This is a genomic window from Halorubellus amylolyticus, assembly GCF_034808145.1.
Classification (GTDB): domain Archaea; phylum Halobacteriota; class Halobacteria; order Halobacteriales; family Natrialbaceae; genus Halorubellus.
The window spans coordinates 479,853-495,813 of sequence record NZ_JAXHGM010000001.1 but is presented as its reverse complement, the minus strand read 5'-3'; the positions used below and the strand labels follow the sequence as shown (position 1 = coordinate 495,813).

Below are 15,961 nucleotides of genomic sequence, written 5' to 3'. Positions count from 1 at the left end.
CGCGGAGACCGCGTCACTGGTATCGGCCGCGTCCTTCGACGGCTTCGAGCTGGTCGAGGACGCGGTCGTCGCCGGCGGCGGCGTAGCCCTCGCGGAGCGCGGCGCGGAGCGGCGCGGGGTCGCTGGCGGTACCGACGAGGCTCTGATCGAACACGTGGAGGTCCATCGCGTAGTCCTCGACCTGCTCGGTGTGGTACCCGAGCCCGAAGTCCACGAGGAACACGCGCTCGTCGTCGGCCGCGTCGGCGGTCTCCCCCGAATCGTCCTCGGCATCGTCGTCGCCGTCGCCGGTGACGCGGACGTTCCGCGTGGTCGGGTCGCCGTGCACGAACCCGGCGTCGTGGAGCGCCGCGAGGTGCGCGCCGACGGCGCGGACGCGCTTCGGCGTGAGTGCGCGAGCGAGGTCGCGGTCGCCGACGTGCTCGAAGACGAGCGTTCCCTCGTCGTCGTCGACGTCCCGGACGACGGGCGTCGGGACGCCCTCCGCGCGTGCGGCGTGCGTGAGCCGTGCCTCGCTGCGCGTCCTGGTCTCGCGGAGGCGCGCGTCGAGCTCGGGATGCCGGTACGCCTTCGGGACGCGTCGCTTCGTGACGACGTCGCCGACGTCGACGACCGCCTCCGCACCGCGGACCTCGGTGCCGGACTCGGGCGCGATGGCGACGTCCTCGTCGGCTTCGCGCCACGTCACCGGGACCTCGTCAGGCCGGAAGTTCGCGTCCACGTTCGAGGCCTCGACCGCGAGCGTGTCGCCGGCGGCGTACATCTTCGCGCCCAGTAGCGCAATCATGCCGGCGTTGTCCCGGAGGAATCGCGGTTCGGGCGCGTAGAACGCCGCATCGCGCGCGTCGCACATCTCGCGGAGCATCCGCGTGAGTCGCGCGTTCTGTGCGACGCCACCGCCGAGGACGAGCTCGTCGCTCCCAGTCAGGCTGAGTGCGCGCTCGGTGACCTCCGCGAGCATCGCGAAGATCGTCTCCTCAAGGCCGCGACAGACGTCCTCGACGGGAACGCCGTCGTCGTACGCTTGCTTCGCGGCGCTCATGATGCCCGAGAACGAGAAGTCCATGCCCTTCACGACGTACGGCAGGTCGACGTACTCGCCCTCCCTGGCGTGCGTCTCGACCTTCGGGCCGCCCGGATGACTCCAACCGACGTGCCTCGTGAACTTGTCGATGGCGTTCCCGACGCCCGTGTCCATCGTCTCGCCGAGCACGCGATACCGGCCGTCGCGGTACCCGAGCAGGTGGGCGTTCGCGCCGCTCGCGTTCAGGCAGACCGGCGAGTCGAACCCCGAGCGATGCCGGCCGATCTCGAGGTGCGCGACCATGTGGTTCGCGCCGACGAGCGGCACGTCGAGCGCCTGCGCGAGCGCTCGCGCGGCGGTTCCGACGATACGGAGACATGGCCCCAGGCCGGGGCCGCGCGAGAACGCGACCGCGTCCACGGGCGGCCCGTCGCCGTCGTGGCGGTCGCGAGCGTCCGCGAGCGCCGCCTCGACGACGGCCGGCACCGCCTCCTGCATGTGCTCGGCGGCCTCGCGCGGATGGATCCCGCCGCTCTCGGGCTCGTACGCCTCCGAGTGGATGCGGAAGTCGTCGCGCGCGCCGTCGTACACCGCGGCGCTCGCGCACCACGCGGTCCCCTCGATGCCGAGGACGCGAACCGGCTCGCCGTCCAGAGTCACGCCGCCGTCGACTGCCTCCCCTGCGTCGGCCATCTACTTGCCCACGACTCGACCACCCAGCGAGAAGACGACTTCGGTCCGCACGCGCCGTCGCGTCGACGTAAACGGTCGGGTTCCAAGACGAGGGGTGGACGCTATCCAAGACGAGAACGGTCGCTGTCCGACGCCGAGAGCGGTCGCTACCGGTCGAACGCGTCGAAAGAACGGTCGCGGTCGGTTACGACGGCGTTACTTCCACTCGGTGTAACTGCACTTGCCGCAGTGCAGTCGGTCGCCGTAGTCGCCGAGGAACGTGTCGCCGCAGCGCGGGCACTGTTCGCGGTCGTGCTCGCCGTCGTCCGTGTAGAACTCGTGTGCGGGCATCCGTTCAGGCCTCCTCCGCTTCCTCGCCGGCGTCGCCAGTGATGGCGTTCCGGTCGAGCATGTGTTCCTGTTCGACGTCCTGGGCGTCCTCGGCCGTCTCGTAGACCTTCGCGTAGCCGACGGTCTTGCGCATCCCGAACTTCGTGTCGAGCTCGCGGACGACGACCTCGTCGGCGTCCTTGTTGAGCTTCGCCGCGAGGCTGTCGCGGACGGAGAGGCGCGAGGGCGTGGCTTCGTCGTGGACGACTTCGAACGTCACGTCCGTGCGGTGCAACATCGGGTTCTCCTCTTCGGAGAGTATGTCGACGTCCATGGTGTCTCAGTTACCGTAACTACCCCGCGAAACGCCTAAAAGGATTTCGAAGTGCCCAACCGACGGCGGACTGTACAGCTAGCTTATTTATTCATGGTCGAGTACCCTCGCCATTGGTTTTATCACTCTCCGGGGAATTGGGGGGGTATGCTCGGTTCACTGCGGCGTGTCGTCCCGAACGCGATCCGACGACGGTACGCCCTCAAGTTCGGTATCGTCATGCTCTGCCTGGGCGTAGTCGTCGCGGGCATCGGCGTCGCCGCGACCACACAGGTCCAGAACGAGGTCGAGGACGGCGCGAAAGCGGAGTACGAACAGATATCCAGACAGGAGTCCGCGAAGCTCGCGACCTGGAACGAACAGAACGAGCGGCTCGCCAGCCACCTCTCGGGCACCCTCGCCGTGCGACGCGGCGGCCTCGCGGATATCGAGTCGCTGTTCGAGAACCGGACCGACAGGCGCGGCATCTACCGGCTCGACTACGTCGACCTCCGCGAGAGCGAGGTCGTCGTGTCGACGCGACGCGCCGAGAACCGGTCGCTGTCCTCGCTCGACATCACTGACGCCGAACGCCTCCGTACCGTCTCGACCGCCGACGGGGGCGGGTTCTACGGCGCGTACGAGCGCAACAGCGTCGAGGCGATGACGTACGCCGCCGCGACGCCGGACGGCGACCACGCCGTCCTCGTGACGATGGACGCCGGCACGGTCGCCGCGGACCTCAAGGGCGCGACGGAGAACGGCGCCGTCGCCGTCCTCGACCCACAGAAGCAGATCATCTTCGACAGCCAGTCCGAGGAGGGAACGGGCAAGTACCTCACGACGTACGACGCGGAGCGAGCGGACCGGTACGTCGGGTCGACGAGCGAGTCACCCGGCTTCTCGGCGTCCGTCGTCACCGGACCGGCGTCGGGCGTGCTCGTGGGCGAGGAGGGGTACGGGCTCCCCAGCGAGCAGTACGTCGCGGGGTACTCACCGGTCGAAGGCACGGACTGGGTGGTGGTCGTGCACGAGCCGACCACGACCGCGTTCGGGTTCGTCAAGCAGGTCCGGCAGTACGGCCTGCTCGTCACGGGCGGGATCGTCGTCCTCATCGGGCTGGTCGGGCTCGTGCTCGGCCGGAACACCGCTCGGTCGGTCGACGACCTCCGTGGGAATGCTCAGCGCATGGAGGACGGCGACCTGGAGGTCGACTTCGACTCCGTCCGTATCGACGCTATCGGACAGTTGTACGCCGGATTCGCGTCGATGCGGGACGCGCTCCGCGAGCAGATCCGGGACGCGCAGGAGGCCCGGGAGGCCGCCGAGCAGGCGCGCGCGGAGGCGGAGGAGATGAACGAGCACCTGGAACGGAAGGCCGACGAGTACGCCACCGTCATGCAGGCGTGCGCCGACGGCGACCTCACCGAACGGATGGATCCGGCGTCCGAGAGCGACGCGATGGAGTCCATCGCCGTCGAGTTCAACGAAATGGTCGCCGAGATCGAGTCGACCACCGCGGAGGTCAAGGCGTTCGCGAGCGAGGTCGCGACCGCCAGCGAGCAGGTCACCGCCTCCAGCGAGGAGGTTCGGTCGGCGAGCCAGCAGGTCACGGAGTCCATCCAGGAGATCAGCGACGGCGCGGAACGCCAGAACGAGAGCCTGCAGTCCGTCAGCGGCGAGATGGAGCAGCTGTCGACGACCACCGAGGAGATCGCGGCGTCCTCGAACGAGGTCGCGGACCTCGCCGAGCGCACCGTCGAGACCGGTCGCGAGGGGCGTGCGGCCGCGGAGGCGGCGATCGACGGGATGGCGGCGTTGGAGAGCGATTCCGAGAGCGCGGTCGCGGCCATCGAGGCGCTCGAGGACGAGATGAGCGAGATCGACGAGCTCATCGAGTTCATCGGCGACATCGCGAAGGAGACGAACATGCTCGCGCTGAACGCGAACATCGAGGCGAGCCGCGGGACGGCGGAGGCGAGCGACGACGGCGACGAAGGGTTCGCGGTGGTCGCCCAGGAGGTCAAGGAGCTCGCGAGCGAGACGAAGGACGCCGCCGAGGACATCGAGTCGCGCCTAGAGAGCATCCAGGACCAGACCGAGCACACGGCGAGCGAGGTCCAGCAGACCGCGGACCGCGTCGCCGAGCACACCCGGAGCGTGCGGGACGCGGCCGGTGCGCTCGACGAGATCGCCGAGTACGCCGCGGAGACGAACGACGGCGTCCAGGAGATATCCGCGGCGACCGAACAGCAGGCCGCGAGCACGGAGGAGGTCGTCGCGATGGTCGACGACGCGGCGACGGTCAGCGAGGAGACGACCGCGGAGGCGGAGAACGTCGCGGCGGCCGCGGAGGAGCAGACGACGGCGCTCACGGAGGTGTCGAACTCTGCGAGTTCGCTGAGCGAGCAGGCGTCACGGCTCTCGGCTGCTCTAGACCGGTTCGATACCGCCGCCGAACCGGACGACGACGACGTCGTGTTCGACGAGGAGACGGTCGCGAGCGCGTTCGACGAACACGCCGACGGCGAGCCGCGTCCCGCGGACGTGGACCGTCCCGGAGAGTCAACCGAACCCGAGTTCGACGCCTTCGGCTCGGACGCGGACGCAGACGGCGACTCCGGAGCGAGCGACGTCGACGGTACCGACCACGACCACGCCACCAGCGACACCGGCGACGCCACCGGTGACGACGGCGGCCCCGACGAGACGTCCGCCGACAGCGACGGTTCGGACGACGAGACGTTCACGTTCGGGAACTGACCCCAGTCGCCTCGAATTTCTCCTGCCGCGTCTCGAACGAGGGCGACGCTCGACAGTCACGAGCACGACCACGACGGACCGGCGCTACCGCTCGCCGGTTCGGCGAACGACCAGAAACGAGCTCTCAGGCGTCCGCGACGACCGCCCAGAACGCATCGAGATCGCCGTCCATGCGCTCGATGAGCGCGCGGAACTCCGCCTTCGTCTCCTCGGTCACCGGGACGTGCACCATGCCCGCGTCGGGCTGCCCGTACACGACGCTCGCCCCGACTGGCGCAACCATCACCGCCGGCAGCACCGCGAGGTCCTCCTCGCCGTCGACGAACACCGTCGTGGCGTCGTCGGTCGCGAGCGCGTCACCGAGCGCGCGAACGAGCGCCGCCGAGAGCGCGCCCGCCGGATTCGAGACCGTCACGTCCGGGTCCACGACCGCGTCACGGACCGCGTCGTCGACGACCTCGCGTTTCGTGTGCTCGTCCACCACCGCCACGTCCGGCTGCCGGTCAGCCTGCAGGAGGTGATACGTCACGATGTCGCCCACCGCGACGAGGGGGCCGTCGACGTCCGCCAGCAGTGCGTCCGCGTCCGTCTCCACCGGCCCGAACGGCTCCTTGAACGCCGACCGGAGCGACTCAGGGAGCGTCAACAACACGTCCTCGACCGCCTCGGACCCACCGTCACCGGCCGCAGACACGTCGTCCTCAGGCGCGGCCCCGTCGTCGGAAGACGGCACGTTACCGGACCTTCAACGCGTACGCGCCTTCCTCCGTGACCTCCATCTCCTCGGCAATCATCGAGGACTCCGGGTGCGCGATGACGACGTACCCCGCCCAGTCCTCCGACAGCGACGTCGACCCACAGCTCGGACACTGGTTCGCGTCCGGGTCGACGACGCGATGACACTCGCGGCAGACGAGGCGATCGTTCGCCATCTAATCACCCGCCTCCGCTTCGCGACCCTGACGGTCGGCCTCCAGCCACCCGTGCTTACCCAGGCCCGGCTGCTTCGCGGTGAGGCCAATCTTGGAGTCGCGCGGGTTCCGCTCGTCGATACTCTTCGTCACGATGCGCGCCCGGATGGCGTCGTCGACGCCAAGCGTCTGGTTCGACTCGCTCGACGCGAGCTGCTGGTTCTCGCCGTCGTACGCGAGGTACTCGTCGCTGATCTGGGAGACGTGCAGCAGGCCGTCGACCGGCCCGATGCCGACGAACGCGCCGAACTCCACGACCTCCACGACCGTCCCGTCGACGACCTCCTGCATCTGCGGGTCGAACGTCACCGCGTCGAACTCCGCCTCGTAGTACACGCCCGGGCGGTTCGGCAGCACCGCGCCCGTCCCGATGTCGTGTACGTTCACGACCGAGACGACGCTCCCGACGTCTTCGTCCATTCGCCCCTCGAGTTTGTCCTGCAGCAATCGCTTGACGAGCTCCGGACTGACGTCCGCGAGCTCCTTCGGGGGGACCTCTACCGTATCCTTGAGCCTGACCTTCTTGTACATCGCTATGGTCGAGTGATATCCAGTTTGTTCGTGCCGCGTAATGCTATTACCGGAACGTTCGCGTCCAAGACGGCGTCGCGAAGCGGCCGGTCGTTCGTGACGACGGCGTCCACTCGCCCTTCGGTGGCGAGTTCGACGAGCGCGTCGTCGGCGTACGATTCGGTGGTGTCCACGCGCTCGCAGCGCTCGACGGCCAGGTCGTACCCGACCGACGCCGCAGTGCCTTCCAGCCCGCCGCCGTCGGCGAGCTTGCGGAGTTCCTCGACGACCGCTTCGGGGACGACCGGCTGGGCGTCCTCGACCACACGGTCGAGTTCGTCGAACAGCCGGACGTCGAGTTCGACCGGCATCATGAGTGCACTGGTGTCGAGCGCCACGCGCATCGGTTCGTCACCCGTCGAGCGTCCCGACGCCGATGAGCCGCCAGCGCGCGCCGACGCGGCGGTTGATGGCGATCTTCGCGCCCGTCTCCGAGCAGACGGGGCGTTTGAGGTTCACCTCGCACTCGCCGTCGCGCGCCGACGTGACGGCGCCGACGGTGGTGGCGGTGCCGACGGTGAGCATGAGCGGTTCGCCGGTGTTGATGGGTTCGACCTCGGTCATGTCGTCGCCGACGACGCGGTCGAGCAGGTCGACCGACATCGTGAACGAGTCCCAGACCGGTGGGAGCGACCCGGGTTTCCCGGCGAGCTGGCCGGCGAGCGCGTCACCCTTCGTGAGCGCCGGGTCGAGGCCGGTGCCGACGCCGAGCAGGCCACCGGGCGAGACCTCGTCGACGGACGTGCCGCCCGCTTGCAGCGAACGGATGCTCGTCTCGATGGGCCGGTACTCGGTCTGACCGCCCTCCTCGACCTCGCGACCGGGCTTGATCTCGATGTCGTCGTCGGGCTCGAAGCGCCCGCGGACGAGACTGCCGCCGACGACGCCGCCGAGGAGGTCCTCCCACGTGGTGCCGGGGCGGTTGATGTCGAAGCTCCGCGCGCAGTGCAGGAGCGGGTCCGCGTCGGGGTCGCGTTCCGGCGTCGGAATCTCGCGCTCGATCGTCTCGATGAGGACGTCCGTGTTGACGTCCTGCTGGGCGCTGATCGGGACGACGGGCGCGCCTTCGGCGACGGTGCCCTCGACGAACTCCTGGATCTGCTCGTAGTTGTCGCGCGCTCGGTCGGCGTCGACGAGGTCGACCTTGTTCTGCGCGATGACGATGTTCTCGATCCCGATGATGTCGAGCGCCATCAGGTGTTCTTCGGTCTGTGCCTGCGGGACGTCCTCGGTCGCGGAGACGACGAGGACGGCGCCGTCCATGATCGCGGCGCCGGAGAGCATCGTCGCCATCAGCGTCTCGTGACCGGGCGCGTCGACGAACGAGACGGTGCGCAGGACGTCGGTCTCGACGTCGTGCTCGGGGCAGGTCTCCTCGACGGTGAACGCTTCGGTGTCGTCGCACTCCGGGCACTCGCGGAACGTCGCGTCCGCGTACCCGAGTCGGATGGAGATGCCGCGCTTCATCTCCTCGGAGTGCTGGTCGGTCCACTCGCCACTGAGCGCCTGCACGAGCGTCGTCTTGCCGTGGTCGACGTGGCCAACGAGTCCGATGTTCACCTCCGGTTGTCGGTGTGTTCCTGACATCTTCAAAGAGGAATCTTGGATACGAATACCCTTGTGCGCTTGATAAACCCACCGTTCCTGCTTTCGCGCGCGGGGCGTCTGGGTCGTCGAGCGGACGCGAGGACGCGCGGTCGTCAGACGCCGGATCGGTCAAACGCCGGACTGCGCGGCGGGAATCGACTACACGCCGAACCACGCGGCGATGCCGAAGGTGGTGACGACGGCGAGCAGCGCCTGGAGGGGGGCGCCGACGCGAGCGTAGTCGGTGAACTTGTACCCGCCGGGGCCGTACACCATGAGGTTCGTCTGGTAGCCGATGGGCGTCATGAACGCGGTGGAGCCGGCGAACGTGACGGCGAGCAGGGCGGCGAAGGGGTCGTGGCCGAGGTCGACGGCGGTCCGGGCGGCGATGGGGCCGAGGAGGACGATGCTGGCGACGGGCGTGACGACGTTCGCGAGCACGCCGGTGAGGAGGTAGAAGGCGGCGACGACGGCGACAGCCGGGAGGCCGCCGATGGTGGCGCCGACGGTCTCGGCGATCCAGGCGGCGCCGCCGGTCGCTTCGAGTGCGGTGGCGAGCGGGAGGACGCCCGCGAGGAGGAAGACGACGTTCCAGGAGACGGCGTCGTAGCCGGTTGCGGGGTCGATGGTTCGCGTGGCGAACGCGAGCAGGCAGCCGGCGAGCGCGGTGAGGTAGATGGGGAGGGCGGTGAGTGCGGCGGCGAGGACGGCGCCGCCGAGTGCGAGGAGTGCGAGCGGCGTCTTCGGGTGGAGGTCGGGGAGGTCGCGAGCGAACGCGTCGGCGAACAGGCCCCTGGTGACGAGGAGGCTCCCGCGGTCCTGGAGGTGGTCGGCGGCACCGTCGCTCGCGTGCATGAGGAGGGTGTCGCCGGCGGTGAGTTCGGTGCCTCGAAGCGCCTCGTGGCGGACGTCGTTCCCGCGCCGGATGGCGATGACGGTGGTGTCGAAGCGGGTCCGGAACCCGATGTCGAGCGGGCTGCGTCCGACGAACGTGGAGTCGCTGGGGACGACGGCCTCGTAGAGCGTGCTCGCCGTCCAGGGAGCGGCGAGGTCCTCGGCTTCGACGACCTCGCGCGGGAGTTCGCGGAGGTCGTACTCGGTCGTGAACCGGTTGCGTTCCTGGCGGCTCCCCTGGAGGGTGAGGACGTCGCCGGCCGCGAGCGCGCGGTCGGTCTCGGCGGCGACGACGACCTCGCCGTCGCGCTCGAACTGGAGGACGTCGACGTGCTGTTCGAGGTCACCGAACCGTTCGTCGACCTGCATGCCGACGAGCGGGGAGTCCTCGCGGACGACGGCGACGCCGAGGTAGCGTTCGAGCTCGTAGACGTCGACGAGGTCCTCGGTCGGTTCGATGCGTTCGGGGACGAGGCGACGGCCGACGGTGAGGAGGTACGCGCCGCCGACGGCGCAGACGAGGAGGCCGACGGGCGTGAGTTCGAACATCCCGATTGGGCCGTGGTCCATGACGCCGGCGGCGGTGAGGTCGACCGCGATGTCGCTCGCGAGGACGTTCCCGGCGGTGCCGACGAGCGTGAGCGTGCCGCCGAGCATGCTCGCGTAGCTGAGGGGGAGGAGGAGCTTGCTCGGGGAGAGGTGGGCGTCCTCGGCGAGGTCGGTTATCATCGGGATGAAGACGGCGACGACGGGCGTGTTGTTCACGACGCCGGCGAGTGGCGTGGTGGCGGCGACGGTGGCGAGGAGCGTCCTGCGTTCGTCGCCGCGCGTCCAGCGCGCCATGAGGACGCCGAGGTAGTCGACGAGTCCGGTGCGTTGGACGGCTTCGCTGAGGACGTACATCGCGAGGATGGTGAGGGTGGCGGGGCTCGCGAACCCGGCGACGGCCTGTTCGGGCGTGACGCCGGTCCAGGGTTCAAGGAGCGGGAGGGAGACGAGGACGCCGAGCGCGGTGACGTCGGGCGGGACGACCTCGGTGACGAACGCGAGGAGCGCGAGCGCGACGACGAGGAACACGACGAGCGCGCCCGTGCTGAGTGCGGCCATCGTCGTGCTTTCTCGGGGGTGGGTCTTAACTATCGACGTCCCGTCGACCCCGGCCTCAGGTGACAATATAAATACAAAAACTGGTTTTCGGGAACGTTTAGGGTGGCTGCGGTCGGATTCGGTGACATGAGTCGCGCCAGTATCACGGAGTGCGAGGACTGCGTCGAGCCCGCGGAGGCGTTCTCCGTCGTCGGGAACGAGACGCGCCTCGCCATCCTCGAGGCGCTCTGGCAGGCCGACGCCGAGGTCGTCCGGTTCTCGCGGTTGCGGGAGGCGGTCGGGGTCAGGGACAGCGCACAGTTCAACTACCACCTCCAGGAGCTCGTCGGGCAGTTCGTCGCGGGCGGCGACGAGGGATACGAGCTGAAGTACGCGGGGAAGGCGGTCGTTCGGGCGGTCCTCGCGGGCGAGTTCACGCACGACCCGGAGTGGGAGGCGTTCGAGATCGACGGCGAGTGCGTGGCGTGTGGGTCGACGCTCGTCGCCGCGTACGCGGACGAGACCATCGCGGTGTCGTGTCCGGAGTGCGGGCACGCGCACGGCGAGTACCCGTTCCCGCCAGGTGGGCTCACGGACCGGTCGCGCGAGGAGGTGATGGCGGCGTTCGACCAGCGCGTCCGCCACCTGCACTGCCTCGCCGCGGACGGCGTGTGTCCGGAGTGCAACGGGAAGATGGAGAGCGAGGTGGAGCGCGGCGGCGACTGCTGTCTGGGTGCGGACCTCCGCGTGGAGCACGAGTGCGCCCAGTGCGGGCACTCGCTGTGTTCGGCGGTCGGCCTGGTGCTCCTCGACCAGTCGGACGTGGTGACGTTCCACCGCGAGCACGGCGTCGACCTGAACGGGACGCCGTACTGGCAGCTGCCGTGGTGCGTCTCCGACCACCACACGACGGTCGAGCGCGAGGACCCGCTCCGGGTCGCGGTCGACGTCCCACTGGACGGCGAGACGCTCCACGTCGCGATGGACGCGGACCTCCAGGTGGTCGACGTCGCGCGTCGCTGACGGCCCCAGTGGGTGGGGCGGCTACTGAACGAGAGTTCAGTACGAACGCCTACAGAAGCGCAAGTCAGACCCACAGAAACGTAATCTAGATCACCATTACGGGGTCGTGGGCTGTAGATAGAGATGAAGATGAACTCCCACAACCACTCGAAGAACGGCCCCAACGCACTCGACGTCCCCGGGGCGGTCGCACCGACGTCGCTCGAATACCAGAAGACTTTCGCTCGCACCGTCGGCCACTTTTCCCCGTGCCCTCCAGACGAACCGCCCTCCGACGCGTCGGCGTAGCGACCGCGGTCGGCCTCGCCGGCTGCAGCGTCCTCGACCGCGGCGTCGACGGCTACGTCCAACTGAAGTCGATCTTCGGGACTCCCGTCGACGGGGAGGACCGCGGAAACGAGCACGTGCTCCGCGTCCAACTCGCCTCGTCGCCCGGTTCCGAGCCGCCAGACCTGCGCCAACACGACGACAGGTGGACCGACCGCTTCGACGACCCCCGGAGACCCGTCGTCTCCGACGACCTCCACGCCGACCTCGAACGCGAGTACGACGACCTCCACTACCTCGTCGGCGTCTGCTCGCCCGCGTGGGCCGACGACGACGAACGAATCGGGTGCTACAACGTCCGGACCACCCGCGAGAACTTCAACGCGGTCCAGGTCCACCAGCGCGTCCGCGCGTCCTCCGACGGCACGTCCCTCACCATCCACTCGACCGACGGCCAGTGGGCGTTCGACTCGGACGAGGACGCGACCTGACCGCGCCGCGAGCACGACGCTTTTGCCCTCGCACCCCCTGGATTCGAGCGTGACCGAGTTCGGGTTCGAGCTGTCGCTGTGCGCGCACCTGGAGCGCGAGCGCGACGGCGTGCTCGCCCGCCAGCTCGGCGGCGGCGTCCGCGCGCCCGGGAACCGAGTGCTCGACGTCGTCCACGTCGAACCCGGCCCCGGCTTCGACGACCGCGCCGCCATCACGGAGCGCCGCATCCCGGACCCGGCCGTCCGCGGACCCGCTGGCCCCGGCCGCGCTCGCCCGTGGCGCGACGCCCTCCCCGACGGGCTGCGCGAGGAGTCCGCGCGCCGGGTCGCCGACGCCGCGGTCGACCGCGGGTTCTTCGAGCGCGAACGCCGCGGGAGCCGCGAGTACCTCCGCCAGACCACCCGGTACCCCGCGGACTGGTTCGGGCGCGTGCTCGCCGTCGAGAACAAACCCGACCTCGGCACGCCGGGAGCGCTCGAACGCCAGCTTCGCCTGGACGTCTCGCTCGCGCTCGTCGACGCGGTCGCGCTCGCGACCGAGAGCCACGTCACCGGCGCGCACCTGAACCGCATCCCGAGCGAGGTCGGCGTCTGGCGCTACCACCCCGAGACCGACGCGCTCGAGGTCGTCCGCGAGCCCGAGCCGCTCGGCGTCGACGAACCCGGCGTCGAACTCCTCGACGAGCAACCGGCCAGGACCGACGTCGCCGTCGTCGACGCCGACGAGAAACGCGGCGCGCGCCGCCGACTCGCCGAGCGCGCGTACGGCAAGGGCTGGCGGACGTTCGACCTCCCGGACTGCGAGCGTGTCGCACCCGACGCCGACCCCGTCGCCGACAACGCGACCCTCCCGTACTGTGCGTACCACGACCGCGTCGTCGACCCCGCCCGCGACTGCGGCGTCGACTGTCCCGGTCATCGGCCCGCCGACTCACCGGACGCGGACCTCGCCGCCGAACGCGACGCCCACGGCGCCTGGAAGCGCGACCCCGACGGCCGCCGCACCCGACAGAGCGGCCTCGACGCCTTCGAGTGACGAGCGAGCCACCGCGCTCGCGGGCGACCGGAACCGGAATCGTTCTTGGCGCGGACGCCCTCCGCTCGGGTATGGTCGCGTTCGAACTCCGGGACGTCGCGGGCGGCTGGGACACCGCCGCCCTCGGCCCCTCGGACCACGTCGAGTTCGCCGTGCACGCCGACGACGGCGCCGTCGTCCACACGTACGGGTCGTTCCACCAGCTCCTCCGGCTCTACGACTGCGCGAGCCGCGAGCGCACCAGGCACCCGCAGTTCCTCGGGTACGACCTCGCCGAGCGCGGCGACCGCGTCCACGTCGACCTCCACGGCGGCCGCGTCGAGACGACGTACGACGCGCTCACCGACGCCCTCGAAGCGTTCCTCGGAGACGTCTTCGACGCGCTCGACGACCACCCCGCGCACGGGTCGCGCGACGACCACCTCGCCACCATCGCCGAGCACGACGTCGCACTCGTCGACGTCACCGCGCTCTACGACGACCTCGCGACCGACGACTGAGTCACCAGCGACCGCGCAGTCGCCGTCACCGCGCTCGACGACGACCGCGCGACCGGCGACCGCGCGAACGCGGGGCTTTTGCCCGGCGGCGACCAACGAGCGGTCGACCGTGGACCTACACGTGCGGTACGAGGGCGACGACGACCCGAAGAAGTGCACGGCCCGCAAGCTCGAACGGTTCGACCTCGCGGCACTCCATCGCTCCGACCGCGCGACGCCGTACGGCGTCGTCCTGAATCCCCACGCCGAGGTCGCGCTCTCGCCGGCGGACGCCGACGCGAACCGGCTCGTCGCCCTCGACTGCTCGTGGGAGACCGCCGGCGAGGCGATGTTCAGCATCGCCGGCGACCACCGCGCCCTCCCGTTCCTCGTCGCCGCGAACCCCGTGAACTACGGGAACGCCTTCCAGCTCACGACCGTCGAAGCGCTCGCCGCCGGCCTCCACATCCTCGGCGAACCCGAGCACGCCGAGCGCATCCTCGCGAAGTTCACGTGGGGCGAGACGTTCCTCGAACTCAACGCCGAACCGCTCGACCGGTACGCCGCCTGCGAGAACTCGACGGAGGTCGTCGCCGTCCAAGACGACTACCTCGCGGACGACGACCGCGACGGCGACGGCGGATAGCGGTCGCCGGACGGCCGGTCAGGCCTCGCGCCGCAGGCGCTGCACGACGAACTCCCGCTCCAGCTTCCCGAGGAACTGGCCGAGCTGGGGGCCCTCGTCCTCGCCGAAGAACAGCTCGTAGCCCGCGCCGAAGAAGTCGCCGATCGGGATGTCGTTCGCCTTCGCGGTCTCGTAGATCTCGCCCTGGATAGCGTCGCCGTCGTGGCCCGCGTCGACGAACGCCGCGAGGTCGTCGAGCGCGGCTTCGGTCTCCGCGTCGAGGTCGACGTCCGGGAGCGTCTCGAGGACCGTGTAGTTGTACTCGTTGTCCTGCCGGCTCGCCCACGTCCGCGCTCGCTCGACGCGCTCGAACGCGCGGTCGACGACGGCGTCGCTGGGGTCCTCGGGGAGGTGCCCTTGCTTGACGGCGTGCTCGACGCGGACGTCGTGGTCGGGGAACATCCCCAGGACGGCCGCGAACGTGTACGGGATGCGGGTCGGGCGTTCGTCGGCGGGCGCGTCCGCGCTCGCGGTCCCCGGGTCGAGGTGGTCGACGAGGAACGGATAGACGCGTTCGGCGCGCTCGCGTTCGTCCTCGCTCGCGTCCACCTCGCCGTAGTAGACGCCCTCGAAGCGGTCGAACTCGTCGACGAGCTGGTCGAGTCGCGACAGCGGGAAGTCCCGCGCCTTCTTCGGGTTCTTCGCGAAGAAGAAGCGGAGCACCTCGGGTTCCAGCAGGTCGAGGACGTCGTCGACGAGGACGACGTGGCCCTCGCTCGACGAGAACGGTTCGCCGTCGAGCGTGAACCACTCGTACACCATCGGGACCGGCGGTTCGTTCTCCAGGAGGGTCCGAGCGACGTCGTCGCCGCTCGGCCACGACCCCTCGGCGTGGTCCTTCCCGAACGGCTCGAAGTCCACGCCCAGCACCTGCCACTGTGCGGGCCACTCCAGGCGCCACGGGAGCTTCCCCTCGCGGAGCGTCGCGGTCCCCTCGTGTCCGCACCCCGAGATGACCTGGTCGCCGGCCTCCATGTCCGTGCACTCGTAGTCGACCTCGCCCTCGCTCGCGCGGATGGCGGTGACGGTCTCCGTGACCTTCCCGCACTCGCCGCAGATGGGGTTGAACGGGACGTAGTCGTCGTCGACCTTGTCCTGGTACTCGCGGAGGACGTCCCGGGACTCGTCGACGTGCTCGAGGACGAACCGGGTGACGGCCTCGAACTCGCCGTCCTCGTAGAGGTCCGTGTTCGAGACCAGTTCGATGGGGACGCCCAAGGCGTCAGCGCCGGACTGGATGAGGTTCGAGAAGTGCGCACCGTAGGAGTCACAGCACCCGAACGGGTCCGGAATCGCGGTGTAGGGGTGGCCGAGGTTCCGGCCGAGCGCGCCAGCGTCGACGTCGCCGAGGTCGACGAGGTTGCCGTCGAGGTCCGCGAGCTTCCGCGGGAGCTTCCGCAGCGGGTCGCGGTCGTCGCTCGTGAACACCTGCCGGACGTCGTGGCCGCGCTCGCGGAGCACCTCGGCGACGAAGTACCCGCGCATCACCTCGTTCATGTTCCCGAGGTGCGGGACGCCCGACGGCGAGATACCGCCCTTGACGACGATCGGCTCGTCGGGGTCCCGGTCGAGGACGACGTCCGCGACGTGGTCCGCCCAGAAGGCGTGCCGGCGGTCCGCGCCGTCGTCAGCGCTCAGCGTGTACGGGCTGATGGCGTCGTCGCTCACGACGCATCACCGCCCGCGACGAGGGGGTCAGTCATACGAGAACGTCCGGTCGAACCGTTCTTAAGGGTTGTCAACTCCCGAAAGTGGCTGCGACCGGAGGAG

At 69.7% G+C, this 15,961-nt stretch carries 16 protein-coding genes; 6 read left to right on the top strand and 10 right to left on the bottom strand.

The window, feature by feature from the left end:
• Window positions 1–13: 13 nt before the first annotated feature.
• From SM754_RS02465 to SM754_RS02455, 3 genes are all read right to left on the bottom strand, one after another.
• Window positions 14–1,717 carry a bifunctional N(6)-L-threonylcarbamoyladenine synthase/serine/threonine protein kinase gene (locus SM754_RS02465; RefSeq protein ID WP_323674627.1) on the bottom strand — a complete coding sequence of 568 codons (1,704 nt, stop codon included), beginning with the start codon at window positions 1,715–1,717 and terminating at the stop codon, window positions 14–16.
• A 195-nt stretch (window positions 1,718–1,912) separates the two neighbouring features.
• Entirely contained in the window at window positions 1,913–2,047 is a 135-nt protein-coding gene (locus SM754_RS02460) for a 30S ribosomal protein S27ae (RefSeq protein ID WP_166039720.1), read from the bottom strand.
• Window positions 2,048–2,051: 4 nt separating this feature from the next.
• Window positions 2,052–2,360, bottom strand: coding sequence for a 30S ribosomal protein S24e (locus SM754_RS02455; RefSeq protein WP_323674626.1), 309 nt, complete (start codon window positions 2,358–2,360; stop codon window positions 2,052–2,054).
• Window positions 2,361–2,507: 147 nt separating this feature from the next.
• Between SM754_RS02455 and SM754_RS02450 the strand changes: the two genes are divergently transcribed.
• Window positions 2,508–5,102 carry a methyl-accepting chemotaxis protein gene (locus tag SM754_RS02450; RefSeq protein ID WP_323674625.1) on the top strand — a complete coding sequence of 865 codons (2,595 nt, stop codon included), beginning with the start codon at window positions 2,508–2,510 and terminating at the stop codon, window positions 5,100–5,102.
• 124 nt (window positions 5,103–5,226) lie between these two features.
• Here SM754_RS02450 and SM754_RS02445 read toward each other — a convergent pair whose 3' ends face one another.
• From SM754_RS02445 to SM754_RS02420, 6 genes are all read right to left on the bottom strand, one after another.
• On the bottom strand, window positions 5,227–5,835 hold the full coding sequence (locus tag SM754_RS02445; RefSeq protein ID WP_501993730.1) for a GTP-dependent dephospho-CoA kinase family protein: 609 nt from the start codon (window positions 5,833–5,835) through the stop codon (window positions 5,227–5,229).
• A 1-nt stretch (window position 5,836) separates the two neighbouring features.
• Window positions 5,837–6,034, bottom strand: coding sequence for a transcription elongation factor subunit Spt4 (spt4, locus tag SM754_RS02440; protein WP_323674624.1), 198 nt, complete (start codon window positions 6,032–6,034; stop codon window positions 5,837–5,839).
• The gene (locus SM754_RS02435; RefSeq protein ID WP_323674623.1) at window positions 6,035–6,604 is read right to left on the bottom strand and encodes a DNA-directed RNA polymerase; all 570 of its coding nucleotides are present in this window, start codon (window positions 6,602–6,604) and stop codon (window positions 6,035–6,037) included.
• A 2-nt stretch (window positions 6,605–6,606) separates the two neighbouring features.
• Window positions 6,607–6,987 (bottom strand): type II toxin-antitoxin system VapC family toxin, encoded by a 381-nt coding sequence (locus SM754_RS02430; RefSeq protein ID WP_323674622.1) that lies wholly within the window; start codon window positions 6,985–6,987, stop codon window positions 6,607–6,609.
• A gap of 7 nt (window positions 6,988–6,994) precedes the next feature.
• Window positions 6,995–8,230, bottom strand: coding sequence for a translation initiation factor IF-2 subunit gamma (locus tag SM754_RS02425; RefSeq protein WP_323674621.1), 1,236 nt, complete (start codon window positions 8,228–8,230; stop codon window positions 6,995–6,997).
• Window positions 8,231–8,389: 159 nt separating this feature from the next.
• The gene (locus SM754_RS02420; protein WP_323674620.1) at window positions 8,390–10,231 is read right to left on the bottom strand and encodes an SLC13 family permease; all 1,842 of its coding nucleotides are present in this window, start codon (window positions 10,229–10,231) and stop codon (window positions 8,390–8,392) included.
• Between the two features lie 126 nt (window positions 10,232–10,357).
• On the opposite strand from SM754_RS02420, the gene SM754_RS02415 reads away from it, so the two are divergent.
• From SM754_RS02415 to SM754_RS02395, 5 genes are all read left to right on the top strand, one after another.
• Complete coding sequence (locus SM754_RS02415) at window positions 10,358–11,233, top strand: DUF7351 domain-containing protein (RefSeq protein ID WP_323674619.1); 876 nt, start codon at window positions 10,358–10,360, stop codon at window positions 11,231–11,233.
• Window positions 11,234–11,481: 248 nt separating this feature from the next.
• The gene (locus SM754_RS02410) at window positions 11,482–11,991 is read left to right on the top strand and encodes a hypothetical protein (RefSeq protein ID WP_323674618.1); all 510 of its coding nucleotides are present in this window, start codon (window positions 11,482–11,484) and stop codon (window positions 11,989–11,991) included.
• 49 nt (window positions 11,992–12,040) lie between these two features.
• The gene (locus tag SM754_RS02405; protein WP_323674617.1) at window positions 12,041–13,027 is read left to right on the top strand and encodes a DUF5787 family protein; all 987 of its coding nucleotides are present in this window, start codon (window positions 12,041–12,043) and stop codon (window positions 13,025–13,027) included.
• A gap of 71 nt (window positions 13,028–13,098) precedes the next feature.
• On the top strand, window positions 13,099–13,527 hold the full coding sequence (locus tag SM754_RS02400) for a hypothetical protein (protein WP_323674616.1): 429 nt from the start codon (window positions 13,099–13,101) through the stop codon (window positions 13,525–13,527).
• Window positions 13,528–13,636: 109 nt separating this feature from the next.
• Window positions 13,637–14,152: a DUF367 family protein gene (locus SM754_RS02395; protein ID WP_323674615.1), complete on the top strand. Its 516-nt coding sequence runs from the start codon at window positions 13,637–13,639 to the stop codon at window positions 14,150–14,152.
• Window positions 14,153–14,170: 18 nt separating this feature from the next.
• Here SM754_RS02395 and lysS read toward each other — a convergent pair whose 3' ends face one another.
• Window positions 14,171–15,859, bottom strand: a complete 1,689-nt coding sequence (lysS, locus tag SM754_RS02390) for a lysine--tRNA ligase (protein ID WP_501993729.1) — start codon at window positions 15,857–15,859, stop codon at window positions 14,171–14,173.
• Between the last annotated feature and the right edge of the window lie 102 nt (window positions 15,860–15,961).

Excerpts from the sequence above, each read along its gene's own strand:
- SM754_RS02465 (WP_323674627.1), bottom strand. The coding sequence starts at position 1,717 with ATGGCCGACGCAGGGGAGGCAGTCGACGGCGGCGTGACTCTGGACGGC.
- SM754_RS02460 (WP_166039720.1), bottom strand. The coding sequence starts at position 2,047 with ATGCCCGCACACGAGTTCTACACGGACGACGGCGAGCACGACCGCGAA.
- SM754_RS02455 (WP_323674626.1), bottom strand. The coding sequence starts at position 2,360 with ATGGACGTCGACATACTCTCCGAAGAGGAGAACCCGATGTTGCACCGC.
- SM754_RS02450 (WP_323674625.1), top strand. The coding sequence starts at position 2,508 with ATGCTCGGTTCACTGCGGCGTGTCGTCCCGAACGCGATCCGACGACGG.
- spt4 (WP_323674624.1), bottom strand. The coding sequence starts at position 6,034 with ATGGCGAACGATCGCCTCGTCTGCCGCGAGTGTCATCGCGTCGTCGAC.
- SM754_RS02435 (WP_323674623.1), bottom strand. The coding sequence starts at position 6,604 with ATGTACAAGAAGGTCAGGCTCAAGGATACGGTAGAGGTCCCCCCGAAG.
- SM754_RS02430 (WP_323674622.1), bottom strand. The coding sequence starts at position 6,987 with ATGCGCGTGGCGCTCGACACCAGTGCACTCATGATGCCGGTCGAACTC.
- SM754_RS02425 (WP_323674621.1), bottom strand. The coding sequence starts at position 8,230 with ATGTCAGGAACACACCGACAACCGGAGGTGAACATCGGACTCGTTGGC.
- SM754_RS02420 (WP_323674620.1), bottom strand. The coding sequence starts at position 10,231 with ATGGCCGCACTCAGCACGGGCGCGCTCGTCGTGTTCCTCGTCGTCGCG.
- SM754_RS02415 (WP_323674619.1), top strand. The coding sequence starts at position 10,358 with ATGAGTCGCGCCAGTATCACGGAGTGCGAGGACTGCGTCGAGCCCGCG.
- SM754_RS02400 (WP_323674616.1), top strand. The coding sequence starts at position 13,099 with ATGGTCGCGTTCGAACTCCGGGACGTCGCGGGCGGCTGGGACACCGCC.